25 protein-coding genes and 1 riboswitch are annotated in these 24,323 nt (G+C 50.0%); of the genes, 21 read left to right on the top strand and 4 right to left on the bottom strand.

The features are described 5' to 3' along the window. Positions 1 to 28: 28 nt before the first annotated feature. Positions 29 to 198: riboswitch (Lysine riboswitch) on the top strand. Between the two features lie 134 nt (positions 199 to 332). From lysA to Q6A92_RS10765, 11 genes are all read left to right on the top strand, one after another. Continuing rightward, positions 333 to 1,661 (top strand): diaminopimelate decarboxylase, encoded by a 1,329-nt coding sequence (gene lysA / locus Q6A92_RS10815; RefSeq protein WP_332238159.1) that lies wholly within the window; start codon positions 333 to 335, stop codon positions 1,659 to 1,661. 147 nt (positions 1,662 to 1,808) lie between these two features. Continuing rightward, on the top strand, positions 1,809 to 2,183 hold the full coding sequence (locus Q6A92_RS10810; protein ID WP_274399349.1) for a GNAT family N-acetyltransferase: 375 nt from the start codon (positions 1,809 to 1,811) through the stop codon (positions 2,181 to 2,183). A gap of 232 nt (positions 2,184 to 2,415) precedes the next feature. Beyond that, positions 2,416 to 3,204: a segregation/condensation protein A gene (locus Q6A92_RS10805; RefSeq protein WP_274399350.1), complete on the top strand. Its 789-nt coding sequence runs from the start codon at positions 2,416 to 2,418 to the stop codon at positions 3,202 to 3,204. After that, positions 3,173 to 3,769: an SMC-Scp complex subunit ScpB gene (gene scpB, locus Q6A92_RS10800; RefSeq protein WP_274399351.1), complete on the top strand. Its 597-nt coding sequence runs from the start codon at positions 3,173 to 3,175 to the stop codon at positions 3,767 to 3,769. Before Q6A92_RS10805 ends, scpB begins: the two co-directional genes overlap by 32 nt. 214 nt (positions 3,770 to 3,983) lie before the next feature. After that, positions 3,984 to 5,129 carry a D-alanyl-D-alanine carboxypeptidase family protein gene (locus tag Q6A92_RS10795; RefSeq protein WP_332238147.1) on the top strand — a complete coding sequence of 382 codons (1,146 nt, stop codon included), beginning with the start codon at positions 3,984 to 3,986 and terminating at the stop codon, positions 5,127 to 5,129. After that, positions 5,126 to 5,722, top strand: a complete 597-nt coding sequence (locus tag Q6A92_RS10790) for a nucleoside recognition domain-containing protein (protein WP_274399354.1) — start codon at positions 5,126 to 5,128, stop codon at positions 5,720 to 5,722. Before Q6A92_RS10795 ends, Q6A92_RS10790 begins: the two co-directional genes overlap by 4 nt. A gap of 1 nt (position 5,723) precedes the next feature. After that, positions 5,724 to 6,257: a spore maturation protein gene (locus Q6A92_RS10785; RefSeq protein ID WP_332238145.1), complete on the top strand. Its 534-nt coding sequence runs from the start codon at positions 5,724 to 5,726 to the stop codon at positions 6,255 to 6,257. Positions 6,258 to 6,341: 84 nt separating this feature from the next. Then, complete coding sequence (locus Q6A92_RS10780; protein WP_332238144.1) at positions 6,342 to 7,076, top strand: pseudouridine synthase; 735 nt, start codon at positions 6,342 to 6,344, stop codon at positions 7,074 to 7,076. A 383-nt stretch (positions 7,077 to 7,459) separates the two neighbouring features. Continuing rightward, positions 7,460 to 8,182, top strand: coding sequence for a response regulator transcription factor (locus Q6A92_RS10775; RefSeq protein ID WP_274399357.1), 723 nt, complete (start codon positions 7,460 to 7,462; stop codon positions 8,180 to 8,182). Further along, positions 8,179 to 9,966 carry an ATP-binding protein gene (locus tag Q6A92_RS10770; protein ID WP_332238142.1) on the top strand — a complete coding sequence of 596 codons (1,788 nt, stop codon included), beginning with the start codon at positions 8,179 to 8,181 and terminating at the stop codon, positions 9,964 to 9,966. Before Q6A92_RS10775 ends, Q6A92_RS10770 begins: the two co-directional genes overlap by 4 nt. Before the next feature lie 356 nt (positions 9,967 to 10,322). Further along, entirely contained in the window at positions 10,323 to 11,000 is a 678-nt protein-coding gene (locus Q6A92_RS10765) for a GntR family transcriptional regulator (RefSeq protein ID WP_274399359.1), read from the top strand. 89 nt (positions 11,001 to 11,089) lie between these two features. Here Q6A92_RS10765 and Q6A92_RS10760 read toward each other — a convergent pair whose 3' ends face one another. Then, positions 11,090 to 11,338 carry a ferredoxin gene (locus Q6A92_RS10760; protein ID WP_274399361.1) on the bottom strand — a complete coding sequence of 83 codons (249 nt, stop codon included), beginning with the start codon at positions 11,336 to 11,338 and terminating at the stop codon, positions 11,090 to 11,092. A gap of 175 nt (positions 11,339 to 11,513) precedes the next feature. On the opposite strand from Q6A92_RS10760, the gene Q6A92_RS10755 reads away from it, so the two are divergent. The 3 genes from Q6A92_RS10755 to Q6A92_RS10745 all read left to right on the top strand — a co-directional run bounded on the left by Q6A92_RS10755 (position 11,514) and on the right by Q6A92_RS10745 (position 14,735). After that, on the top strand, positions 11,514 to 12,614 hold the full coding sequence (locus Q6A92_RS10755) for a helix-turn-helix domain-containing protein (protein ID WP_332238140.1): 1,101 nt from the start codon (positions 11,514 to 11,516) through the stop codon (positions 12,612 to 12,614). Beyond that, entirely contained in the window at positions 12,580 to 14,124 is a 1,545-nt protein-coding gene (locus tag Q6A92_RS10750) for a RecQ family ATP-dependent DNA helicase (protein WP_332238139.1), read from the top strand. Before Q6A92_RS10755 ends, Q6A92_RS10750 begins: the two co-directional genes overlap by 35 nt. Positions 14,125 to 14,288: 164 nt before the next feature. Then, on the top strand, positions 14,289 to 14,735 hold the full coding sequence (locus Q6A92_RS10745; RefSeq protein WP_274399364.1) for a DUF2663 family protein: 447 nt from the start codon (positions 14,289 to 14,291) through the stop codon (positions 14,733 to 14,735). A gap of 89 nt (positions 14,736 to 14,824) precedes the next feature. Here the strand turns inward: Q6A92_RS10745 and Q6A92_RS10740 are convergent, their stop codons facing one another. Genes Q6A92_RS10740 through Q6A92_RS10730 form a run of 3 tightly spaced genes read right to left on the bottom strand, consistent with a single transcriptional unit; the run spans position 14,825 to position 15,941 of the window. Continuing rightward, positions 14,825 to 15,394, bottom strand: a complete 570-nt coding sequence (locus Q6A92_RS10740) for a manganese catalase family protein (protein WP_274399365.1) — start codon at positions 15,392 to 15,394, stop codon at positions 14,825 to 14,827. A 47-nt stretch (positions 15,395 to 15,441) separates the two neighbouring features. Next, entirely contained in the window at positions 15,442 to 15,711 is a 270-nt protein-coding gene (locus Q6A92_RS10735) for a spore coat protein CotJB (protein WP_274399366.1), read from the bottom strand. Further along, on the bottom strand, positions 15,708 to 15,941 hold the full coding sequence (locus tag Q6A92_RS10730; protein WP_274399367.1) for a spore coat associated protein CotJA: 234 nt from the start codon (positions 15,939 to 15,941) through the stop codon (positions 15,708 to 15,710). The genes Q6A92_RS10735 and Q6A92_RS10730 overlap by 4 nt, the downstream gene beginning before the upstream one ends. 493 nt (positions 15,942 to 16,434) lie before the next feature. Between Q6A92_RS10730 and Q6A92_RS10725 the strand changes: the two genes are divergently transcribed. The 7 genes from Q6A92_RS10725 (at position 16,435) to Q6A92_RS10695 (ending at position 24,271) form a co-directional block, all read left to right on the top strand. Continuing rightward, on the top strand, positions 16,435 to 17,061 hold the full coding sequence (locus tag Q6A92_RS10725) for a genetic competence negative regulator (protein WP_332238137.1): 627 nt from the start codon (positions 16,435 to 16,437) through the stop codon (positions 17,059 to 17,061). Between the two features lie 141 nt (positions 17,062 to 17,202). Beyond that, on the top strand, positions 17,203 to 18,474 hold the full coding sequence (locus Q6A92_RS10720; RefSeq protein WP_274399369.1) for a Glu/Leu/Phe/Val family dehydrogenase: 1,272 nt from the start codon (positions 17,203 to 17,205) through the stop codon (positions 18,472 to 18,474). Between the two features lie 1,443 nt (positions 18,475 to 19,917). Further along, positions 19,918 to 20,760 (top strand): spore cortex-lytic enzyme, encoded by an 843-nt coding sequence (sleB, locus tag Q6A92_RS10715; protein ID WP_443029720.1) that lies wholly within the window; start codon positions 19,918 to 19,920, stop codon positions 20,758 to 20,760. A gap of 14 nt (positions 20,761 to 20,774) precedes the next feature. Next, positions 20,775 to 22,103, top strand: a complete 1,329-nt coding sequence (ypeB, locus tag Q6A92_RS10710) for a germination protein YpeB (protein ID WP_332238136.1) — start codon at positions 20,775 to 20,777, stop codon at positions 22,101 to 22,103. Between the two features lie 133 nt (positions 22,104 to 22,236). Next, a complete protein-coding gene (locus tag Q6A92_RS10705) occupies positions 22,237 to 22,923 on the top strand; it encodes a flagellar brake protein (RefSeq protein ID WP_274399374.1) in 687 nt (228 codons plus the stop codon). Between the two features lie 86 nt (positions 22,924 to 23,009). Then, positions 23,010 to 23,687, top strand: coding sequence for a (d)CMP kinase (gene cmk / locus Q6A92_RS10700; RefSeq protein ID WP_332238135.1), 678 nt, complete (start codon positions 23,010 to 23,012; stop codon positions 23,685 to 23,687). Then, on the top strand, positions 23,684 to 24,271 hold the full coding sequence (locus tag Q6A92_RS10695) for a lysophospholipid acyltransferase family protein (protein WP_274399377.1): 588 nt from the start codon (positions 23,684 to 23,686) through the stop codon (positions 24,269 to 24,271). Before cmk ends, Q6A92_RS10695 begins: the two co-directional genes overlap by 4 nt. Positions 24,272 to 24,323: the final 52 nt, after the last annotated feature.

Genomic DNA, 24,323 nt, shown 5'->3' with positions numbered 1-24,323 from the left:
CACTAAATTTCACACACGATCATCCTTTCAATAGATATGAGGAGCAAGGCAAATGAGTACGGAATGGGAGCCCGGGAAGCAGACATCATTCCGGAAAGATCAACTTGCCGGAACGTCTTTTTTCCCAGGAGCAGGCTGCCGGGCTGCCGTCGGTCTCACTGCCGATAAATGATGAAGCGGTGGAGCACTTTTCGGGCGAACAGATACGACAGGGCCTGTATACACTTCGCTATACAGGTCTTATTTGTGCTATCGCCCCGGGCATCCTCTGAATCGACGAAGCGATGAAACGGAAATCGGGCGAATGTGTATCGGCATGACGGAGGGAGGAGATTTCTTTGCACGGGACACAAACGATTGGGAAAAACGGTCATCTTTATATCGGCGGATCGGATGCCGTACGGCTTGCGGAAAAGTTCGGAACGCCGCTTTATGTTTATGATACGGCACTGATAAAACAGAAAATCAGGCTGTTTCAGGAGGCCTTTTCCAGACACAGCGCCCTGAACTGGCAGATTGCCTATGCCAGCAAGGCTTTTTCAACGCTCGCGATGATTCAGCTCGCGGGTGATTTCGGCCTTTCGCTCGATGTCGTTTCAGGCGGCGAACTCTATACCGCTCTGAAAGCGGGATTCCCGCCGGAACGTATCCACTTTCACGGCAATAACAAATCGGCGGATGAGCTGGCCCGGGCCCTGGATGCCAAAATAGGCACGGTCATCGTTGATAATTTTTCGGAATTGAGCATGCTTGAGCAGATGTGTGCCGCAAGAGGACAGAAAATAGAGATTCTGCTCAGGATCACACCGGGGGTTGAAGCACATACACATGAATTTATTATGACCGGGCATGACGATACCAAGTTCGGATTTAATCTGGACAACGGAATGGCCGAAAGGGCCGTCTTCCTGGCTCTCCATTCTGAGCATCTTATTCTGAAGGGCCTCCATTGTCATATCGGTTCACAGATTTTCGAGACGGAGGGATTTATCAGAGCCATCCGGGCACTCTTCAGCCATATGAACGAGTGGGAACACCACATGCATTTTCGCATGAAGGTACTGAATGTCGGCGGCGGATTCGGAATCAAGTACACCAGCAAGGACCATCCGCTTCCGATCGGCCGCTTCATTGACGTGATTGCCGACACGATTGAGGATGAGTGTGCACGCCATTCCCTCCGTATACCCGAGGTCTGGATTGAGCCGGGCCGCTCGATCGTCGGCGAAGCAGGAACGACACTTTACACGCTCGGTTCGTCAAAAACTATTCCGGGTATCCGGGAATTCATCTCCATCGACGGAGGAATGACCGATAATATCCGTCCGGCTCTGTATCAGGCAAATTATGAAGCCATCTGTGCGAACCGTGCCGATGAACCGGCGGAAAAAAAAGTAACGATTGCCGGAAAATGCTGTGAAACCGGCGACGTCCTGATTAAGGATGCTTTTGTTCCCGAATCGTGCAAAATGGGCGATATTCTGGCTGTTTTCTGTACCGGAGCCTACGGATATTCGATGGCCAGCCACTACAACAGGCTGCCGAATCCGGCGGTCGTTTTTGTAGAAGACGGAGAGGCATCCATTGTCGTGCGCAGAGAGACTTATGAGGATCTGATCCGGAACGATGTACCGCTGCGAACCTTCTCGTCGCGCCAATGATTCCATCTTCAGGCGGCGTGAAACCGGCTCCCCGATTCTATAGATGCACTTTTCACCGCTTTTGGTTATAATATAGAGCGTGATCTATTTTAGAAGAAGGTTCACGTGCGCAAAATTCATTATCTCGTGGTAATGAGGGGTCAAAAAATGCTGATTCGTTACAAAAAGAGTTATGAAAAGATAGCAATGGGTTTGCTGTCTTTTGTCCCGTCGGAGAAAGAGATAAAGGCGCTTCTGCAGACGATAAAAAAGTACGAAGAAGACGAAAAATGGCAGTTGTTTTTATGGAAAGACGGGGACGACATCATCGGTGTGATCGGTATCCATTTTAAGGACGACCATGAGGCGGAAATCGAACATATCAGCGTCAACCCGTCGTATCGGGCCCAGGGCATCGGCAAGGCGATTATTCTTGCCCTGGGCGGGGCGCTCGGTGAAAATGTTCAGGTGATGCCGTCGGCCGCAATAAAATCTTATTTTGATAACTGCTTCCGTGAAGAAGAAAAAGAAACCAAGGAGTAAGGGTTTCTTTTTTCATTTCAGCAGGGGGAAGCCATCTGCTCTCTCAGATTGCATGCGGCAGGACTTTACGGAGGGCGGGAAAGTCTCCCCCGGACGGACGGACCGGAATAAAAGAAAGCAGGCCATGTCCGGCGGGCCCTGCGAACCCGGCGGCACTGGCTGGGAGCAGATGCACGGATACATACGCTTAGGCGTTGATATTGCCGTCAGGCATGAATCAGAGGGATGAAGTTTGGAGTACACAGTGAAAATTGATGCTTTCGAGGGGCCTCTTGATTTGCTTCTGCATTTAATCAAGAGACTGGAAATCGATATTTACGATATTCCGGTTGCGGAAATCACCGACCAATATCTGGATTTTATCCATCAGATGCAAAAACTTAATCTGGATGTAGCCAGCGAGTATCTGGTGATGGCTGCAACGCTCGTTGCTATGAAAAGCCGGATGCTGCTTCCGAAACCTGCACTGCCTGATGAAGAAGCGGACGAATCCTACGAGGATCCGGAGGAAAGCCGTGAGGCGCTCATGCAGCAGCTGATCGACTACCGGCGTTATAAGGAAGCGGCCGAGGCACTGAGAACAAACGAGACGGAACGGCTGCAGCTTTTCTCAAAACTTCCAAGCGATCTGAGCTGTTATACAAACCGGGACGCAGCGCCGATTCCCGTATCCGGGCGGGCGACGATTCACGATATGCTGAAGGCCGTTCAGCGGATGATGATCCGCAAAAGGCTGGAAGAGCCCCTTGACACAAAAATTAACCGGCAGCCGCTTCCGATCGGACATCAAATGAACGAAATGCTCAACGCTCTGAAGCGCGCCGGGCGCCCGATCCGTTTCGATTCCTTTTTTCGCCGTCCGGATCGGACCAGCGTGATCGTTACCTTTCTGGCCTTATTGGAACTTATGAAAAAAAATGCAATCTATTGTGTGCAGGAAACAAATTTTGCCGATATTGTGGTCGGGCTTGAAAAAGGAGCTGATCAGTTTGAATCAGGAACAGATGTGTTCAATTATTGAGGGCCTTCTCTATCTGACCGGCGAAGAAGGCCTGACGATGGATCAAATCAAAGGGGTCATTCCGGACTGTTCCGAAAAAGAAATCAGAAACACGGTTGAGAAACTGAAAAAGGACAGGCTGGAAAACAAGGCTTCCGGCCTGATGATCGTCGACCTGCCGGACGGTTACCGGATGACGACGAAGCCTTCTATGGCAGCATACGCTGAAAAATTCACGGCCATTCCCCAAACGGCCCCGCTTTCGCAGGCTGCACTGGAAACGGTTGCGATCATCGCTTACAAGCAGCCCATTTCCCGGGTAGCCGTCGAAGAAGTGCGAGGGGTCAAGTCGGAGAGAGCACTCCATACACTGATGGCAAAGGGCCTGATTAAAGAAGTCGGTCGGGCCGAGGGAACGGGACGGGCGATTCTTTATGGAATCACATCCGTTTTTCTGGATTATTTCGGACTGCACACGATCGACGACCTGCCGCCGCTGTTGAATGAGACGATCCACCCGAACGAGCAGCTTGACGCTTTTGATCTTTTCTACGATAAATATAAAGAAACAATAAAAGATTTATAACGTTCCGCTCCTTTCGAAAACAAATCGGGAGATCGTTTGTTTATGACTGCATCGATCTCCCGCTGCCCGGGCCGTGCGCGGTCAGCCCCGTTCTTTTCCTGCTCCCCTGTCTATTCCCTGTTTCTCAAAACGCGACGAAAAAGATTCACTCATACTCATAATCCGCCTGTCCAAGCATAAGTTTGTATTAACGTCAGGACAGGGGATGGGTGTCATGAGGGTCACGTTAAAAAAAGCGGCCTGCATTTTCTTTTGTACGGCAATCTGTTTTTCTTTTCTTCCCGGACAGGCCCTCGGTGCGGGACCGGGGGTCTCGGCACAGGCAGCCGTATTAATGGATCGTTCATCAGGCCGTATTTTATATGAGAAAAACGGTACGGAAGAACTTCCGATTGCCAGTATAACCAAGGTAATGACCGCCGTCCTGGCCATCGAGTCGGGCAAAATGAACCGAATGGTGACGATAAGCCCCCAGGCCGTCAAAACCGAAGGGTCCTCAATCTATCTTAAGCCAGGGGAAAAAATCAGGCTGGCGGATCTGGTCTACGGTCTGATGCTCCGCTCCGGGAACGATGCTGCAGTAGCCATAGCCGAAGCAGTGGGGCAAAGCGAGGCCGGATTTGTCTTTAGGATGAATGAGAAAGCCCGGCTGCTCGGGATGACGCATACACATTTTACGAATTCGAACGGGCTCGATAATCCCGATCATTATTCGACAGCGGAAGATATGGCCATTCTCACCCAGTACGCGATGAGTCACTCCCTTTTCCAAAAAATTGTTCAAACAAAAGTTTACAAGGCAGCGGCAACCAATAAGGAGGGCATGCGTGTCTGGCGGAATAAAAATAAGATGCTCACTCAATATTCTTTCTCGACAGGCGGAAAAACGGGATTCACCAAAACGGCCGGGCGCACGCTGATTTCCACTGCTTCAAAAAATCATCTGAATCTGATTGCGGTCACGCTCAATGACGGCAACGACTGGCTGGATCACAGAAATCTGTTTGAATGGGCGTTTTCTGAATATCAGCAGACAGAAGTGGTGAGAAAGGGGGAAATCAGAGCTAATACGGATCCCTTCTATCGCGGACATCTTTATGCTTCCAGGTCGCTTTTTCTTCCGCTTTCCAAAGACGAACAAAGAAGCTTTACAAAAAAACTGATCCTGATCAAGCCGCCGCTGCAGACTAAAAATTGGGTGCCTCCGTCACCGGCAGGGCGCGTTAAAATTCTGCTCGACGGCCGGGAAATTGGCGAAATTCCTCTTTTCTACGAACAGGAAAAAAAGAAAAGCGGGGGATTCTGGACCCTATTCACGGATTTTTTGAATGCGGCCGTTTCGGGAAATGAACTGCCATGATTAATATCATATGGGTGGCTTTATTCATCGCGGGCCTGGCGTATGCGGCGTTTCACGGGACAATGAATCTTGTCAGTCAGGCCGTTTTTCAATCGGCTTCAGACGCGGTAGCTATCTGTATCGGCCTGATCAGTGTGCTTATTTTCTGGCTCGGATTAATGAAAATTGCGGAGAAATCGGGACTGCTGGAAAAAGTGAGCCGCTTATTCAAGCCGGTCATGAGACTGCTTTTCCCCGAGGTGCCCGCCGATCACCCGGCAATGGGCTATATTTTATCGAACACGATCGCTAATTTGTTCGGACTTGGGAATGCAGCTACACCGATGGGGATTAAAGCCATGGAAGAGCTGAAAAAACTGAACGGGGGAAGCAAGAAACCGAGCCGGTCGATGATTACGCTGCTGGCGTTGAATACATCCGGCCTGACCCTCGTTCCGACAACCGTCATTGCCATCCGGATCAAGTACGGGTCTTCCTCCCCGACAGATATTGTCGGGCCGACTCTGCTGGCCACCTTGTGTACGACCCTATCGGCCATTCTGATTGACCGTTTCTTTTATTACCGCCGCAAACGAAAGGAGAGGAAAAAATAAATTGACGACCGTGACCGCACTTTCTGTCTGGCTGATCCCGTCTCTTATCGGGATCATTCTCTTATACGGGACATATAAGCGCATTCCTTCATACGAAGCTTTTGTGGAAGGAGGAAAAGAAGGCTTTTCGCTTGCCGTCTCCATCATGCCGTTTCTTGTCGGCATGCTGACCGCGATCGCCGTATTCCGGGCATCCGGGGCGATGGATGCCCTGATCCATTTTATTGAACCGCTGCTCGCGGCCGTCGGCATACCGCCCGAAGTCGTTCCGCTGGCGATCCTGCGCCCGATTTCGGGAACGGGAGCGCTCGGCCTGATGAGCGATCTGATTAAAACGCACGGGCCGGATTCTTTTATCGGGCGGCTGGCCTCGGTTATGCAGGGAAGTACGGATACGACATTTTATGTCGTCACGGTTTATTTCGGCGCCGTGGGCATTCAAAAGATCGGCGATGCCCTTAAAGTCGGCCTGCTGGCCGATGCAGTCGGCGTAATCTGTGCGGTCCTGATTGTCACTCTCGCCTTCGGAAAGTGAACGATATTCGCAACGCGGGAGTGAATAAAGATTGAAACTTGAGAAAAGTTTCCGCCGGCGTTATGATATTTCTGAGGTGGAAAGATGGAACGATTGCAGAAAGTCATTGCCCAGTCAGGCGCTGCATCAAGAAGAAAGGCAGAAGAGCTGATCAAAGACGGCCGCATCAAGGTCAACGGGCAGACCGTAACAGTGCTCGGAACAAAAGTAGCGGCCGGCGATGTTATTACATTAGACGAGGTTCCCATTAATAAAGAGGAACCCGTCTATTTCCTGTTTTACAAACCGACAGGTGTTATATCAAGTGTTAAAGACGACCGGAACAGACCCACGGTCGTTGACTTCTTTAAACAGGTGCCGCAGCGGCTGTTTCCTGTCGGACGTCTGGACTATGATACGTCCGGTGCGATCCTGCTGACAAACGACGGGACGCTGGCCAACAAGCTGATGCATCCCAGCTTTGAAATAAACAAGACGTACATAGCAAGAGTCAGTCCGGTCCCAACAGCCGAACAACTGCGTCTTCTGGCTGCCGGCATCCTTCTTGAGGACGGTATGACGGCAAAAGCCAAAGTAGAAAAAATTGCAGACGGCAGAGAAAAAAAAGCGGCTTCCGTGCGGCTGACAATCCATGAGGGACGCAATCGTCAGATCCGCCGGATGTTTTCCGCACTGGATATCACAGTCGGAAAGTTAAAAAGGGAACGTTACGGATTTTTGAATTTGGACGGCCTTCACCTCGGGGAGGGAAGGGCGCTGAAACCGCACGAAATTAAAATGCTGTACCATCTGGCCGATAGCAAGCGCCAGCCTCTGTAACATGTCCGGCGGCTGTTTTTTCATCTTTCCCGGAGGGCGGGGCCTTTTTTTCAGCCCGGTTTAAAAAGAATAATAAGCATTGAAAACAACTATTTGTTTGGGAAGGCTGTTTTTTTTAATGAAATTGTTTAAAATAAGACATAGGATTGACACATATTGAAAGGCACACAATTTTTTCTGATTTCAGGAGCGATATCTCAAGCGCTGATTCGCTGAAAAGGCGGCGATTTGACTGGCATAGTCTTATTGATTTTGATGCTTGTCCGATACACAGGCAGAATCAGAGAGATGCGGCAAACGGCTCTTTTGACTCAGGGACTTTTGGCGGCTGAAGCAATATAGAGACTGAGAGCACGGTTGACGGAATAAGGGAGGATCATGGGATGGAAGAGAAGAAAGCGGCGATTCTGGTCGTTGATGATGAGGAAAGAATACGCAAGCTTTTAAAGATGTACCTTGAAAGAGAAGGCTATCAGATTGATGAAGCCGGCGACGGTGAACTGGCACTGAAATTGGCCCTGGATAAAGATTATGATCTGATTATTCTTGACCTGATGCTGCCGGGGATGGACGGCATCGAGGTTTGCGAAAAACTGCGTGAATCCAAGGCCACACCGGTGATCATGCTCACCGCTAAGGGTGAAGAAGCCAATCGCGTTCAAGGCTTCGAAGTGGGTTCCGATGACTATATTGTGAAGCCTTTCAGCCCCCGGGAAGTCGTACTCAGAGTCAAGGCTCTTCTGCGGCGTTCATCGAAGACCAAATTTCTGGAGACGGACACAACGGCAAAAAATATTATCGTTTTTCCGCACCTGATGATCGATCACGATGCGCATCGGGTAAAGGTTGACAATCAGGAGGTCAATCTGACGCCTAAGGAGTACGAACTTTTATACTATCTGGCGCAAAATCCCGATAAAGTCTTCTCGCGGGAACAGCTGCTTAAGGATGTCTGGAATTATGAGTTTTTCGGAGATTTGCGAACCGTCGATACCCACGTCAAACGATTGCGGGAAAAACTCAACCGTATATCCGAGGAAGCGGCCAACATGATTGTCACGGTGTGGGGCGTCGGTTATAAAATTGAGGCAGAGACGGAGGGATGATCTGGCGAAGCATTATTGGCAAATTATGGGCGACAATTATTGCGCTTGTAACCATTGTCCTGCTTTTTCTAACGATTCTTCTGCTTCAGCTCTTTGAAAATAACAATATGATGCAGACTGAGCTTCAATTGCAGAAAATCGGAAATAAAGTTGTACAGATTATGGAGACATCTGACGGCAATTCAGCGGCGCGGACTTCAATTTCGGACATTGTCGATGTTTATTCGGCAGGGAGCGTAGTCATATCCGGCAGCAGTTATTGGTATTCTTCCGGAACGGACGGCCTTCCGAATCTGAACCGTGTTTTTTTCGAATCGGATCCTTCGCTCAAAAAGGCACTTGACGGCGGCCGGCCTGTGTCCAAACAGGGCAGCTTTACAGTTAAAGTGAACGGCCGTGAAACAAGCGAGCGGATGATGATTATCGGCGTTCCGCTGCGGATGAAGTCCGGAATCCGCGGGGCAGTCTACGTTTTTCAGCCGCTGCGGGTCGCTCAGAGCACCATGAATCAATCGGATAAATTGATTTATATCAGCGTCGGCATTGCTATTATTCTGACGACTTTTTTTGCTTTCTTCCTTTCAACGCGGATCGGCGCACCGCTTAGAAAAATGCGGACAGCGGCTGTCCAGGTCGCGCTCGGGAACTTCGACATGAGTGTCCCGGTCGTGACGCGCGATGAGGTCGGCGAACTGGCCGTTGCTTTCAATAATATGAGGAAAAAGCTGAAGGCAAATATGACGGCTCTCAGTCAGGAGAAAGAGCAGCTGTCCGGAATTCTGAATAATATGGCCGACGGCGTGCTGATGCTTGACGATCACGGCAGAATGTTAACGAACAATCCGCCGGCCGGCCGCTTTCTCCGCTCATTAAACTTCGAACAGAAGGCCGCACCGGCCGACGCATCGCAGGCGCCGGCTTTTCTGGACGGCTTATTTCGGGAAGTGGCCGCAGAAGGCAGGCAGAAAATCCGTGAGGTCAGCACGCAGGGATCTTTCTGGGTTGTGATTATGACGCCGCTTTACGACCAGAAAAGGGTGCGCGGGGCAGTTGCCGTATTGCGCGACATGACGGAAGAGCGCCACATTGATCAAATGAAAAAAGGGTTCGTCGCGAACGTCAGTCACGAACTGCGCACGCCGATCTCGATGATGCAGGGGTACAGCGAAGCAATTATCGATGATATTGCTCAGACGGAACAGGAAAAAAAGGATATGGCCCGGATCATCCTCGATGAATCTAAACGAATGGGACGACTTGTCAACGAGCTTCTGGATCTTGCCAAACTCGAAGCCGGGCATTTTCAGCTTGATAAGAAAGAAGTTCCGCTCGCCGATTTCTTCAGCCGCGCAGTGAATAAATTCAGCAACCTGGCGAAAGAAGCGGGAATCAGCCTGTATGTGAAGTCGACTGTCAGCGAAAGCGTACGTTTCAGTCTCGATCCGGACCGTATTGAACAAGTGATGACCAACTTAATCGATAACGCGATCCGCCATACGCCAAAGGGCGGGGCGGTTAATGTCGCTGTCGGCCTCTCAAGGGATCAGGTCGTTGTCCAGGTAACGGATACAGGCACAGGCATTTCTGCAAAGGATCTTCCTTTTGTCTTTGAACGTTTTTATAAAGAAGATAAGGCACGGACAAGAGGAACGTCCGGAACCGGACTGGGGCTTTCGATTGCGAAACATATTGTCGAAGCGCACGGAGGCGAAATCGGCGTCAACAGCAGGAAGGGCGAAGGGACGACTTTCCGTTTTACACTGCCTGCTGCAGATATTTCCTAATGTCGATTCAGCTGCTGCAAAGCTGCATTCATTCACGGAAGCAGCGGCCGTTTGACGGCTGCCGGAGAAAGGCGCTTTCAGATCCAGGTTTTCTCAAGGAGAAGCGGGCGGCATCCGGCCCTTCTCCTTCTTATCCCGAATGTTTCCGTGCTTCATCTTTTTCAATCGTTTTTCCGAAGAATAAGTGAAGTTTTTAACGAAAATGCTTACATTATGTGCAGGATACTGTATGATTAAATGTGTACTTTCAAATGCGGGCCGGCGAAACATCGTTTTCACTAGTAAATCTTATGCAGAAGCTGTTTCGCTTCCCGCTGAACATTCTTTTGAATCTGTCTGAAATAGGAGACCTGATCATGCAATTTCCCCCGCTATGGATGAAAGGCGCCTCTCTGGGAGAGCGCATCGCCAATGTGCTTCGGCTGAAGATTGTCAGCGGTGAAATTAAACCGGGCAGTGTACTGTCTGAAAACAGGATCGCCAAAGACTTTGGGACAAGCCGTTCGCCGGTCCGCGATGCGCTGAAAGCACTGTCTGCCGACCGATTGATCAATCTGGAACGGATGGGGGCAGTCGTATTAGGCCTTAATTTGAAAGATCTGCAAGAACTGTACGATGTACGCTACCTGATTGAAAGCTTCGCCCAGCAGCGAATTCCCGAGCAGAATCTGGATAAACTCGTGCAGACGCTGAATCAGATTGTCGATCAGATGGAACTGGCGCTTAAGTATCAGAATCAAAGTGAATTTGCCTATCAGGATCTGACATTCCATGAAACAATTATTATCAATGCCGATCATATGAGAATACTGAATCTTTGGAACAGCCTCCGGCATCTTGTGATGGCGGTCATTCTTGTCACGACGGAAGAAGTGTTTTCCCACGGGCATGATCACGTCGAATGGGTGATCGACAAACATCGCAAGATTATCAAAGCATTGCGGACAAAGCAAAGGACAGTTATTGAAAAATCGGTTCAGGAGTACTTTTTTGATTCAAAACAGACGCTGGATAAAACTTTTCCTGGCAAATAAAATATGGAAAAGTCTCAAAAGCAGCCGCGGCTGCTTTTGAGACTTTTTTCACATACCGTTTCCTTTAACGGACGGATGGAAATCGTTTTTTAAGCTTTTTTGCTCTTTTCCAAAGTGAACGGATGATCCGAAACCCGGATCGACTCGGTCGGGCACCCTTCACAGGCGTCAGCGAGATCATCGAGCAGTTCATCGGGTACAGAAAGTTCTCCTTTGTTCTTATCTAAAAGTGAAAAAGCAATCCCGTCGTCATCGTAATCGAATATGTCGGGCGCCGATGCTCCGCACGCTCCGCAGGAAATGCACGTATCTCTGTCCACCATCGTATATTTTGCCACTTGTAAAACATCCTTTCCTGCATTCAATACAGCCTATATTGTAAGGAAGAGAACGCTTTTTTTCAATAGACAGGTGCGTGAATCTTTTGAACGATTGTCGAAAACAGAAAGAAAAAGGAATAAAATTAAGAAAAAAGGAACGCCTGACGCGATGGCCGGAAACGGGGGAAAGCCTTTGTCATACCGCTATTATCTGTTTCTTTATCTGATTCAGCAGTTCAATGGTGAAAGGACGTTATCCGCTATTTTTCACTTGTTGCGGGGGAAAAAGTCGTCTCAGACCATTCAGGACAGTTTTCTCTTTCATGTCGGACCTTTTTTCCATGCTATCGATCATCTGGACCGCCGGGTTTTTGATCGGCTGGCCGCAGAAAGTAAACAAAAAGGGTGGATCGCCTCCGTGAAAGACAGCCGCGATCAGTATGCGCCGACTTCGGAAGGGCTTTTGGCACTGGCGCATTTTGAAAAAAATGGTTCATTTCCTTCCGGCCTCTCATTCACGGAAAATATAAACAGTGAAAGCGACTTTTGGCTGAAAATTCAGCTCGTCGTCCAGACTCTGTCCGAGCTGATCCACCGGCAGTCTGCTTTTCTTCCCGTCACCCGCCGGGAAGCCGTGACCGAAAGCGTCCGCCGTTTTCTGAAAAACGTTTCTATGGACCGATGTATGCTCGCCGATCGCGTATTTAAGGAATTGCACGGCTTTTTATCGGAAATACCGGATGAGGAGGCGGACATAATGGTCAGTCAAATGTCAGGATTCGGTATGGCCGGGCTGACGGTCGATCAGCTTTCCGCTGCTCTTAAACGGGACGTTTTTGAATGCCGGCTTTTATCCAAATCGGCCCTGCGGCGCCTTTTGCACCGTCTGGCTGAATGTCCGGAAGACTTTCCCCTGCTCTGCCGCCTGCAGAACACAAGTCGCAGCACGCTTTCCGCCACGGCGGGAAAGACTCTCCGTTACTTAAACGAAGGGCTTCCGGCCGAAGCGGTTGCGGCAAAAAGAAATTTGTCTCCCGGAACGATTGAGGATCATATCGTTGAGATTGCGCTTAAGGTCCCGGGTTTCAGCATTGTCCGCTATCTTCCGCAGCCGGTCGACAGTCTGATTCAGGAAGCTGTTTTGCGGACTAAAACGCGGCAGCTGAAAACGATCAAGGAACTTCTGCATGACAGGGCCAGTTATTTTCAGATACGGCTGGCACTGGCGCGGGGGGCAGCCAAAGAGGAGGAAGCTGCCGATGGAAAAAGCAGAATCCGGACAAACGGAGACTGATACAGACATGATGCGCCGGGCACGGGATGTGCTGTACAGAATTTTCGGCTATACGCGCTTTCGTCCGGGGCAAAAGCGAGTGATACAGGCATTGCTTGACCGCCGCGATGTTTTTGCCATGATGCCGACCGGAGGCGGCAAGTCACTCTGTTATCAGTTGCCCGGCTACATCTTGCCCGGGATGGTACTCGTTGTGTCCCCTCTTCTTTCTTTAATGGAGGATCAGGTCGATTCACTGCGCCGGATCGGAGAAAAAAAGGTGCGTGCCTTAAACAGCATGCTTCATTCCGGGGAAAAAAGGTCTATACTCAGGCATTTGAACGAACTTCGCTTTCTCTTTATCTCGCCGGAGATGCTGAGACGTCCTGCCGTTCTTTCCGCTCTTGAGCGGGTGCCTGTTTCGCTGTTTGTGGTGGACGAAGCCCACTGCATCTCCCAGTGGGGACACGAGTTCCGTCCCGATTACCTTCACCTGGCGGATGTCCGGACAAGGCTCGGATCGCCTGTCTGCCTCGCTCTGACGGCAACCGCAGACTTCAAGGTCAGACAGGATATTATCCGCCATCTCCATCTTGATCAAGGCGAACGGCTGCTGCAGAGTGTCGATCGCCGGAACATTGCCCTGATTGTCCGGCAAGTCGCGGACAGCCGGGAAAAAATAGAACAACTGCTGCAATTGATTGCAACAGTCAGACTGCCGGGTATTGTTTACTGCTCAAGCCGGGACTGGACCGAAAAAATCGCGGAAGTCGTCCGGACGAAGCTGAATCTGCGCGCAGCATTTTACCACGGAGGCATGACGGCGGAAGATCGGCGCAGCATTCAGAATCAGTTTCTTAATCATGAACTGGATGTCTTATGCTGTACCAATGCGTTCGGCATGGGAATCAATAAGCCGGACGTCCGTCTGGTTGTTCATTTCCATTATCCGCGCAGTCTCAATGCCTATCTTCAGGAAATCGGCCGAGCGGCGCGCGACGGCGGGCAGGGGCTGGCCGTTCTGTATTATTGCAAAGAAGACGACCGTCTTCCCGCTGCCTTTATCGACAGCAATTATCCGTCCGCCGCTTTGCTCCGCGCCGTTCTGGAGCGGATGGACCGCGAATGTCTGCGGCCCGGCGATGAAGAACGTTTTATGGAAATAATGAAAAGTGCGGGGGCCGGTGAAACGGCGTCCCGTTTTGTTCTGGAGCAGATTAGGACAAAACAGGAAGGGGCGGCTTATCTGTCTCTGATGGATCCGTGCATGAAGCTGATTCACCTGCGGCGGACGGAACAGCTCAGAGACCTTGATAAAATGCGCCGCTGGATTTTCAGCAAAGAGTGCCGCCGCAGATCCTGTCTGCGGTTCTTCGGCGAAGAACCCCCGGAAAAGCCGGCTCTGTGCTGCGACCGCTGCGGCGCTGACATTGACGACTTCCGCCGCGATCCGTCCGAAGCGCGTTCCGGCGGACCGGAACTCCACTGGGAGAAGCGCCTGCGCAGACTGCTTGTCAGAAAGGAAGATTGAAGGAAAGTCTGCGGGCGGATAAGTTCGGGGGCTTCTTCTTATCTTTCTTCGCTGACGGCGCGCGGCAAGACCTTTAAGGGAACAGCTGGAAAAGCAAACCGAGCGGAAATGTCCTAAGTTGCTTTCTCCTCTCATAGGTTGAGTATGTGAGAGGGGGATCTGTTTTGACACTTGAAAAATTTCGGGAGATCGGTTCACTTTCCGGTACAACCTATGAGATTCTTATCGAGCTAATAGAACGGAAGGAAAAAGAAAAAATATGGAAAAAACGAGAGTCCCTGTACGGCCTCTGCCTGATTCTCAGTTTCAGCGGATTGATTCTGTTTCTGCTTTTTTTTCAGAAAAACCGGATCGAATCGCTACCCGGCCTGATCCGGTTTCTCAATGATCCGGTTTTCTGGATGCTTGGCGGTGCCTGTCTGGTTACAGCCTTCATCTTTCTGAGGACGCATCATGAAGCAGAAAGTGCCGAGGATGATTTCGATGAACTGAGAAAGGAAGTGATCGACCGCGGAGAGGAATTGTGGCCGAAGGAAGCGGACGGGTCGACGCGCTATGCGGTGATACAGTTTCTTCTTAAAAAAAAGGAAATCAATCTTTTTTATAAGTAAAATTTTATCCGATCCTGAATTCAGCGAATTTGCCGTTATCAAAAAAGCCGCTCCGTCGTTAAATGTGCGGAAGCAGCCGTTCTTTTCGTTCAGTAAGTTTTTTTCTGGCCCTGTTCCTCTTTAATCAGTTCCACCGCTTCGCGAAAGCGCTGTGAATGGACAATTTCACGTTCGCGCAGGAAGCCGAGGGAGTCGTTCAATCCGGGATCATCCGAGACATTGATGATCCATTGATAGGTGGCCCGCGCCTTCTCTTCTGCGGCGATATCTTCATACAGATCGGCAATCGGGTCGCCTTTTGACTGAATGTGGGCGACGGTAAAGCTTTCGCCTCCGGCATTTGCATAATAGAGCGATTTTCCGTGATTCACATAATGCGGGCCGAGTCCCGCCGCTTTCAGCTGATCGGGTGTCGCGTCTTTTGTCAGCTTATAGACCATGGTTGCGATCATCTCAAGATGAGCGAATTCTTCAGTGCCGATGTCGTTCAGCAGCCCGATCACACGTTCGGGAATCGTATAACGCTGGTTCAGATAACGGAGGGCGGCAGCAAGCTCGCCGTCGGCGCCTCCGTATTGCTCGGTAAGAAATTTAGCGAGTGTTGGATTGCACGTACTGACGCGCACGGGATACTGAAGCTTTTTTTCGTAATACCACATTTGTTTTCTTCCCCCCTTCTTCGACCCTCATGTTTCCCGCCGCCGATTCATACCTGCCACGGCCAGGGTGAACGGCTCCATTGCCACGGGAAGGACGAGTAGCTGTGTCCGAATTGTCTGAGCGGCCCGTATTTTTTTTCAAACGATGCGCGCAGCTCCTCGCTTTTTTTGGCTGTCGCATTAAATTGTCTGAGCGCCTCCAGGTCATCGGGGTGCGTGTCTAAATAGAGGGTAAGTTCGACAAGCGAGAAATCAATTGCCTGAAGCACCTGCAAATCCGCCTGGTAATTTTCCGGAGGACGATTCGGCTTGATCATGATGACCGGCCCCCTTTATTCACCGGGCTGAATGGATTTGTATAGGGTGTGTAAAGGCCCGGCCAGAGCGTGCCGTAAGAAAGTGCCTGAAGAGGGGAATACTGTTCCATACCGGCAGGCTGGAATCCGAGATACAGCTGAACGGGCGTTTCATAAGCGACGGGCCCCAGCGGCGGGCAGGGATCGTAAGGGCTGACATAAGGCTGGAACCATTTTCTGTAGGTCGGCAAAGCAAAAACCTCCTTTCACTGTATAAAGATTGCGCCGTTACTCTTATATGCAGGGCGGGCTTGTCAATAGACCGTTATCTTTTATCGGAACCCGGTTATGTTTCGTCCTGAGTCAGGAGGATTCCCGCATCGTCCTGCAGAAATATTTAATGAAGGACAAGAAAACGCAGGGCCTGCGGCGGTTGTTTTTCGCTTTACTGCCGGCACCGGCCGTTCTGAAAACCGGGAGGAAACGCCGCACCGCTTTCGTAAAAGAACGAACCGGCCGGAACAGAAACAAAAAGCATGTACATTTTTCGATCGGCGTTGTATACTACACTCAAGTCATCCGTACATGGGCGACTGAAAAAATGTTTGAAGGTTTCGCCTTCACGGGAAGAAGACTTTGGCTGCAACCCGTTTGAGACACCGAAAAAGCGCCGCGAACATATTATAAAAGAAAAAGGTCTGCGGCGCAGAGAGAATTGGCTGGACGGCAAGGAGGATGTTTGCGATGCGATTGGAGCGTTTGAATGGCGACAGGATAAAAATTTTCCTGACTTTTGACGACCTCAAGGAGCGGGGCATTACAAAAGAAGACATGTGGCACGACCTGCCGAGAGTAGAACAGCTTTTTCGGGATATGATGCTTGAGGCAGATGATGAGCTTGGCTTCGAACCGAACGGTCCAATTGACGTTGAAGTGTTTTCCCTCCCTGCCCAGGGAATGGTTGTAATCGTCTCCAAGGGAAGAACCGATGATGACGACGAAGATCGCCAGGATTTCGATGAAGACGAAGAAGAAGATTTTATTCAGATGCAGGTCACGCTTGATGAAAGCCAGGATGTTCTTTATCAGTTTGACCAGTTTGAAGATGTCATAATATTGTCAAAGACGCTGCATGACATGGGTGTCACAAAAGGAAGCCTGTATCTATTCGAAAATAAATATTATTTGCATTTTGACGAAGATCAGCTCGATTCGGAAGTGGATCTGGAAACGCTTGTGGCGGTTCTCGCCGAGTTCGGCGACACCTCGACGATTACGATTCATCGCCTTGACGAGTACGGCAAACGGCTGATTGACGGCGAAGCCGTTGCCGTTATTTACAAGTATTTCATCAAAGCTCCGCACGCTTAGCGTCCGGAGCTTTGCATTGTCCGTCGTTATTATTTATGTCCGGACGGGAACGTTCATGATTGGATTTATCATAAAATTTCACGTCGCTTTGAATGCGGCTCCATCAATAAAGGCGTAAAAAAAGAAGGAGAGGTCAGAAGAGTGGTCGTCAATCATGGATCCCGAAGCCGCGGCGAGAAGCAGCTTCTTCTTCATTCTATTCAGTCCGTCGTGCGGAACGCACTGGAGGAACTGGGTTATTCGGAGGAAATGTTTGACCTTCTGAAAGAACCGCAGCGTACTCTGGAAGTGAAAATTCCGGTTCGAATGGATACCGGAAAAGTCAGGATTTTTACGGGCTATCGCGCTCAGCACAGCGATGCGGTCGGTCCGACAAAGGGCGGGGTCCTTTTTCATCCGGATGTCAGTCCGGAACAAATCAAAGCACTGTCGGTCCTGATCGGCATCAAGTCGGCCATACTGGACCTGCCGTGCGGCGGAGCAAAAGGCGGCGTGGTCTGCGACCCCCGGGAACTGTCTTACCGGGAACTGGAGGGGCTGAGCAGAGGCTACATTCGTGCAATCCGTTCAATCATCGGTCCGCGCAGAGATATACTTGCCCATGACATCTTTACAAATACGCAGATGACGGCCTGGATGATGGACGAGTACGGCCGCTATGCAGGCAGCGAATCGGCCGGGTTAATTACCGGAAAACCGAACGTACTGGGAGGGCTGCAAGGAAAGGAAGATGCCGCGGCCCGCGGCATAACGGAGTTTGTCCGTAAAGCGGCCGCAGGCAGAGGGATTGAGCCGGGCGGTTCACGGACGATTATCCAGGGTTTCGGCGGCGCCGGAAGTTACGTCGCCAAATCTTTGCATGAGTCCGGAGCGAGAGTCGTCGGTATTTCCGACGCCTACGGCGCACTTTATAATCCCTCAGGTCTTGATGTGGAAGAGCTGCTGGATTGCCGTGACAGCTTCGGCACGGTAACAAAACTTTTTCAGCATACACTGACGAACAAGGAACTTCTCGAAAAGCCCTGCGATATTTTAGTCCTCACAGCGATTGACAATCAGATAACGGAGAATAATGCAGCCGATATTCGTGCAAAAGTTGTGATTGAAGCAGCGGAAAATGCGGTTTCGGATCAGGCGGCGGTCATTTTGACAGAGAGAGGCACTCTTTTTGTCCCGGAAATTCTGTCATGTGCGGCCGATGTCGCTGTTTCATATTTTGAATGGGTGCAGAACATCCAGGGAATCGCCTGGACGGAGAAAGAAGTGAGCGAACGGCTGCGGGAAGTGCTCCGTTCGGCTTTTGAACGGGTTCACGCAATGGCCGAAGACAGAAAGACAACGATGAGGACGGCTGCTTATTTAGTCGGCGTGCAAAAAGTGGCCGAATCCGTTCGCTATCGAGGGTGGGTTTAATCAAGCGTACATTTTCTCTTAAATAGATATCCCCTCAGCTCATGTATCCAATCGGGCCGCGGCGCAAAAACGCCATCGATGTCTTCCGGAAAGCAATCGGTTGGGACGGGCGCAGCCAATTCTTTTGAAGGTTCACGCGAACGGCGGTTGATTCCTCTGAAAAAGAGGGATATCTTGCGCGGACAGGCGTTACTGGCGGAATCGTTTGATTTTTTTCTTCGGCCCGCCGCGGATTCCTGTAAATCGTGGCTAAAATCGCCGGGAAATGCTGGCGTATCAACAGTTAAAAAAACAAAATAGAAAGTAACGAGCTGTCCGGGCGCCCCCATCCTCAGGAAAAAAGGGAAAGCCATTGCTCATTGTCTGACAGAAAAAAGGAATTTGGGAAGCAAAAGGGACGAAAAACACCCCTCCGGTTAAAGTTACCTAAAAAGGACGATTCCCAAAAGGTCAGTGGGGGCTATTGACAGTTTCGTTCATATCAGTAACGTGCGGAGAATAGGCAGAAAGCGGATTGGAATCAATGAATGCGAATAATCGGGACAGAAAAATTGTCCCTGATGGATGGATCAACTGCGGGTTTACCGGTCATTGTTTTCTGTTTACTCTTACGGGGCGATACTTCGCCGGAACAGGGCGAATCGAGGCCATTTTCGGGCGATAGTTCATTGTTTTAAGGCGATTCCTTCTTTTTTCAGGGCGATATACTCTTGACGGACCGATACTTCGCCGGAACAGGGCGAATCGAGGCCATTTTCGGGCGATAGCTCGCTGCTTTAGGGCGATTCCTTCTTTTTTCAGGGCGATAAACTCTTGAGGGGGCGATACTTCGCCGGAACAGGGCGAATCGAGGCCATTTTCGGGCGATAGCTCGCTGCTTTAAGGCGATTCCTTCTTTTTTCAGGGCGATATACTCTTGACGGACCGATACGGGTCGGTGTCCTGGCTGTATGGATTGGATTCCAGTCCATTATCGACCGTCAGCAGCTGTTCATCGGTCGTCGCGTCCGGTTTTAACGACCGTGAGTTTATCGACCCTCGCTGAAGTTTATGGATCGCGGAAACGCTCTCCGTCTTTCGAGAGATTGACGGTCTCAGGAAAAGTCGATCATCATCTGACGACCCGGCAGGAAAATGAGCTAAAGAGATATTCATTTCTTCTTAAAACGGGATTTTTCAAATAATGGATTTTACCGCGAGGCTGTTCCAATAGAATATCCGCAGACAGTTCCACGATTTAAAACGGTTGATGAATCAGGGGTTTGTATCCTTAAAGAGGGTGTCTCAGAGTCAAAAAAATTGACTTTTGAGACACCCTCTTTTTTGTTGTGCTCAGCCAGAATCCAATGTCCGCATAAATAAACGTTTTCTTGGAAATCTAAGAATGATTCATGAAGTTTATCTGGCACGGTCTCAAATCCCTGCCTTTAATGCTCTATTTTTATGAGGAGGAATAGGCAATTGAAAAAAGTTCTGACTCCGGTAGTTCTGGCAGCAGTTCTTGTTTTGACCGGCATTCTTCCAATTGAAGGCCGGGTGGCCGCTTTTTCCAATCGGGTGATCATGCAAGGCGAATCGGGAGATGACGTCATTGAACTCCAGGCACGCCTGCAGTATATCGGTTTTTTTCAAGGGAAAATAGATGGACAATTCGGGTACGGCACCTATTGGGCACTTCGGAATTTCCAGCAGAAATACGGCCTTAAAATCGACGGTCAGGCCGGAAATGCAACGAAACAGAAACTGGTCAAGGCGTCGAAGTTCGATACCGCTTTCGTTCATCAGAATCTTAAGGCAGGCAATAAATTCACTTATTTCGGCGGCGTACCGTTGAATCAGCAGGTGAAGAAAAAAGCAGGTTCCTCGAATGCGGCAGGCAAAACCAGCGCGCAGCAAGGAAAATATACGATGGACAACCTGCCCCAAGGTTATTCGAAAGCCGATATTGACCTGATGGCGAATGCCGTCTACGGCGAGGCCCGCGGTGAACCGTATATCGGACAGGTCGCCGTTTCTGCCGTCATTCTCAATCGGGTGGCCGATCCGCGATTTCCCAACAACATTGCCGATGTCATCTTCCAGCCGGGAGCTTTTACAGCCGTTTCCGACGGGCAGATCTGGCTGACACCCAATGAAACGGCCAAACGGGCGGTCCTCGACGCGATTAACGGCTGGGATCCGACTCACGGAGCGCTTTATTATTTTAACCCCGAAACGGCAACTTCCGCGTGGATCTGGAGCCGGCCGCAGATTGAAAAAATCGGAAAACATATCTTCTGCAAATAAAAGGGGGGACTCTTATGAAATATCGATTCTGGATCATCCTCAGTTCTGTATTTGCAGCGGCGATGATCGCCTTCGCAGTCTGGGGCTACCGGGAGCGCACGGCTAAAGATGCGGTGATGATTCAGGCAGAAAATCAATATCAGCAGTCTTTTCATGAATTAGCTTATTATGTCGATTCGCTTGAAAAGTCTCTGGGCATGTCGCTGGCAATGCAGACCCGTGAAACGATGAGGCCGCAGCTTGTCGAAACCTGGCGATTGAGCACGCTGGCACACGGGGCCGCCAATCAGCTTCCGCTGACGCTTCTGCCCTTTAACAGAACCAATGAATTTCTGGCCCATGTCGGGGAATTCAGCTACACGACAGGAGTAAAGGCGACGAACGACCGGCCGCTTTCCGATAAGGAATACGCGAGCCTGCAGAAACTTTACAGGGAATCGATGAACATTTCTCAGGGCCTCAGGGATATTCAGGAGAAAGTGATGGCGCAGCGTCTGCGCTGGATGAACGTTGAGCTGGCGCTTAAAACGAAGGGACAGAATCAGGATAACCAGGTCATTGACGGCCTGAAACAGGTTGACGGCCAGGCAACCGATTACACTCAGAGCTTCAGTCCGGAAAATCCGCGCAATACGGTATTTGAGAAAAAAAATTTAAAACAGCTTGCAGGTCCGGTCATCGATGCAAAACAGGCAGCTGCGGTTCTGAAGAAATGGATGGGCCTCCCCAATGCCAGGGTCTTGAAAATCAGTGAGACGGGAAAGGGCTCGAATATGGATGCCTTCGAAATCACATTGCAGGATAAAAATCCTGTTCCGATCGAAGCATCGGTGACCAAAAAGGGGGGATATATTGTCTGGTTTCTTATCGACCGTCCTATCGGAAAAGAAAAAATCAGTCTTTATGAAGCCGCCGGAAAGGCCGGAGCCTATTTGCAAAAACACGGCTTCAGCGAAATGGAGCTGACAAAAAAAGAACGTTATGATCAGACCGCTATTTTTACGTATGTTCTGAAAAAGAAGAATATCCGCATCTATCCCGCATCGCTGCGGCTTAAAGTCACCCTTGATCATGGCGATGTGATCGCTTTTGATGAGACAGACTATTTATTCAATAAATATGATCAGATGCCGCTGCAGCCCAGATTATCAGCAAAGGACGCACTGAAACAGCTGAATTCGAAGCTGGTTGTCCGCGAGTCTCACCTTGTTGTCTTTCAGAACCCTCTTCTAAAAAATGTTCTCTGCTATGAATTTCTGGCTACGCGGGGACAGGACACTTACCGTGTGCTGCTGAATGCTGAAAACGGAGACCAGGAAAAAGTTGAATTGCTGAGAAATTAAAAAGAACAGGGAGACAAGATTTTTTCTTGTCTCTTTTTCATGTATAATAATGCGTAGAAAATGTTTGATCGGAACGCTCGGCTGCATCTTTTGGCACGCGGCCTGCACTGTAAACAGCGGGGAGGAGACGGAGTTGGAATTAAAGGCAGGGGCAACTTTAATCTTGGAACAGAAGGAACGCTCCGGGCAGGTCAGACGCTATAGGTGTAGAATCATGGATGTGGCGCCGGATGCTGTGACAATTGATTATCCTGTCGATGAAAAAGACGACAGAACGCCTGTATTTATGAACGGAACGCCGTTTACAGCGAACTATGTCGAGAACGGCGGCGCTTATTGCTTCAAAACGGTTTTTCTCCACAGAGTGGCGGGTAAAATACCGATGATGCTTTTAAAGTACGGAGGAGCAGACAGCATAGAAAAAATCCAGCGCAGAAATTTCGTCCGTGTCGAGGCGAATCTGGATATTGCCGTCCATTCCGTCAATGGCGGATTCCGGCCTTTTTCCACGCTCACGAGCGACATCGGCGGCGGCGGCACACTGATCAATGTGCCGGAGCATCATGAAATCCATGAAGAAGACGAAGTTGACATATGGCTATGTCTTCCGATGGCATCCGGAGAAAATATATACCAGAAGCTCGAAGGAAAAGTTGTCCGTATTTTTACCGACAAGAAAACCCGGACGGAAAGGGCTTCGATTCAATTTAAATTTTCCGGGGACAGGGAGCGTCAGCCGATTATCCGTTTTTGTTTTGAAAAACAGCTGGAGGAAAGAAAAAAATTGATCGACTGGGAGATGAATCATCCGCATGGTTAATTGAAGCGGCAGATTTTATTCATAACCGTATTACAGTCGGCAGCATTAAAATGCAGCAGATCAGAGAGATTGGAGCCAGTTTGGTCATGGAGAGGCTATTTCAAATCGCAATTGACGGTCCTGCCGCCGCAGGAAAGAGCACGGTCGCCAAAATTGTGGCGAAAACTATGGGTTTTGTGTACATCGATACGGGTGCCATGTATCGGTCGTTGACGTTCAAAGCACTGAAAAAGGGTACCGATCTGAAAAGCGGTCTTAAATTAAAGAGACTGCTGGACGATACGGAGATCGTTCTGAAGCATAACGAGGACGGGCAGAGAGTTTTCGTTGACGGAGAAGATGTCAGCGAAAGGATTCGCTATCCCGATGTGACGGCACAGGTTTCGCTCGTTTCTTCGTTCGGGGAAGTCCGTACAGAGATGGTCCGGCGCCAAAGAAAACTGGCGGAGCACAGCAATGTCGTGATGGACGGCCGGGATATCGGGACACATGTCCTTCCCGGCGCCCAGGTCAAAATATTTCTGAAGGCTTCCGTAGAAGAGCGGGCGAACCGCCGTTTCAAAGAAGAGGAGCAGAAGGGCCTGCACCCGTCGATTCAGGCTCTGAGAGAAGCCATTGCGCTCAGAGACAAGAAAGATATGGAACGCGCGGTTTCTCCGCTTGTCAAATCTGCGGATGCCATTGAACTGGATACAACGTCCCTTTCCATTGATGAGGTTGTTGATCAGATTCTCAAGATTGCAGAGGAGAAGATTCGGCATTGAGCACTTATTCATTCGGCAAGCCACTTGTCAAGTTTTTTTATCATCTTTTTTTTCGAATCTCCGTAGAAGGGCAGAATCATGTTCCCCAGAGCGGCGGCGTGCTGATCTGCTGTAATCACAGGTCCGACTTGGATCCTCCGCTCATCGGCACTTCAATGGCCCGTGAATTAAGTTTTCTTGCAAAGGAAGAGCTGTTCAAAATTCCTTTATTCGGCAGGCTGCTCAGGAGGCTCCATGCTTTTCCGATTCGGCGGGGGAAGGGCGACCGCGGCGCGCTTCGCCTTGCGATCCGGCTGCTCGAAGAAGGGCATGTGCTTCTCGTTTTTCCTGAAGGGAAGCGAAACAGAAGCAGCAGCCGTTTGCTAAAGGGGATGTCCGGTGCGGGTTTTTTCACTCTTAAAACCGATGCGGTCGTTGTCCCTTGTGCGATCATCGGCGAGTATAAGTTTCGGCATCAGCTGAAAGTCGTATTCGGCCCTCCGATCGATACGGCTTCCATAAAATCCGGGAAACCGAAATCGTCGGAGGTCACCGCCGTCATTATGGAACATATCCGGAGGCTGCTGGATCAATACGGAAAGTGACGGTTTCCGCAAGTACATCTGCTTGACAAAACAGTCTATTTGTAAGAAGTTA

The sequence above is a fragment of the Sporolactobacillus sp. KGMB 08714 genome (assembly GCF_036598985.1).
Lineage (GTDB): Bacteria > Bacillota > Bacilli > Bacillales > Sporolactobacillaceae > Sporolactobacillus.
The sequence above is the reverse complement of the archived record's forward strand: the minus strand, read 5'-3'. Positions and strand labels throughout refer to the sequence as shown.

Coding starts and splice junctions, on each gene's coding strand:
- cmk (WP_332238135.1), top strand. CDS start 23,010: ATGGAGAGGCTATTTCAAATCGCAATTGACGGTCCTGCCGCCGCAGGA.
- Q6A92_RS10775 (WP_274399357.1), top strand. CDS start 7,460: ATGGAAGAGAAGAAAGCGGCGATTCTGGTCGTTGATGATGAGGAAAGA.
- Q6A92_RS10765 (WP_274399359.1), top strand. CDS start 10,323: ATGCAATTTCCCCCGCTATGGATGAAAGGCGCCTCTCTGGGAGAGCGC.
- Q6A92_RS10740 (WP_274399365.1), bottom strand. CDS start 15,394: ATGTGGTATTACGAAAAAAAGCTTCAGTATCCCGTGCGCGTCAGTACG.
- Q6A92_RS10795 (WP_332238147.1), top strand. CDS start 3,984: ATGAGGGTCACGTTAAAAAAAGCGGCCTGCATTTTCTTTTGTACGGCA.
- Q6A92_RS10725 (WP_332238137.1), top strand. CDS start 16,435: ATGCGATTGGAGCGTTTGAATGGCGACAGGATAAAAATTTTCCTGACT.
- ypeB (WP_332238136.1), top strand. CDS start 20,775: ATGAAATATCGATTCTGGATCATCCTCAGTTCTGTATTTGCAGCGGCG.
- Q6A92_RS10770 (WP_332238142.1), top strand. CDS start 8,179: ATGATCTGGCGAAGCATTATTGGCAAATTATGGGCGACAATTATTGCG.
- Q6A92_RS10780 (WP_332238144.1), top strand. CDS start 6,342: ATGGAACGATTGCAGAAAGTCATTGCCCAGTCAGGCGCTGCATCAAGA.
- Q6A92_RS10810 (WP_274399349.1), top strand. CDS start 1,809: ATGCTGATTCGTTACAAAAAGAGTTATGAAAAGATAGCAATGGGTTTG.
- Q6A92_RS10735 (WP_274399366.1), bottom strand. CDS start 15,711: ATGATCAAGCCGAATCGTCCTCCGGAAAATTACCAGGCGGATTTGCAG.
- Q6A92_RS10790 (WP_274399354.1), top strand. CDS start 5,126: ATGATTAATATCATATGGGTGGCTTTATTCATCGCGGGCCTGGCGTAT.
- Q6A92_RS10750 (WP_332238139.1), top strand. CDS start 12,580: ATGGAAAAAGCAGAATCCGGACAAACGGAGACTGATACAGACATGATG.
- sleB (WP_443029720.1), top strand. CDS start 19,918: ATGAGGAGGAATAGGCAATTGAAAAAAGTTCTGACTCCGGTAGTTCTG.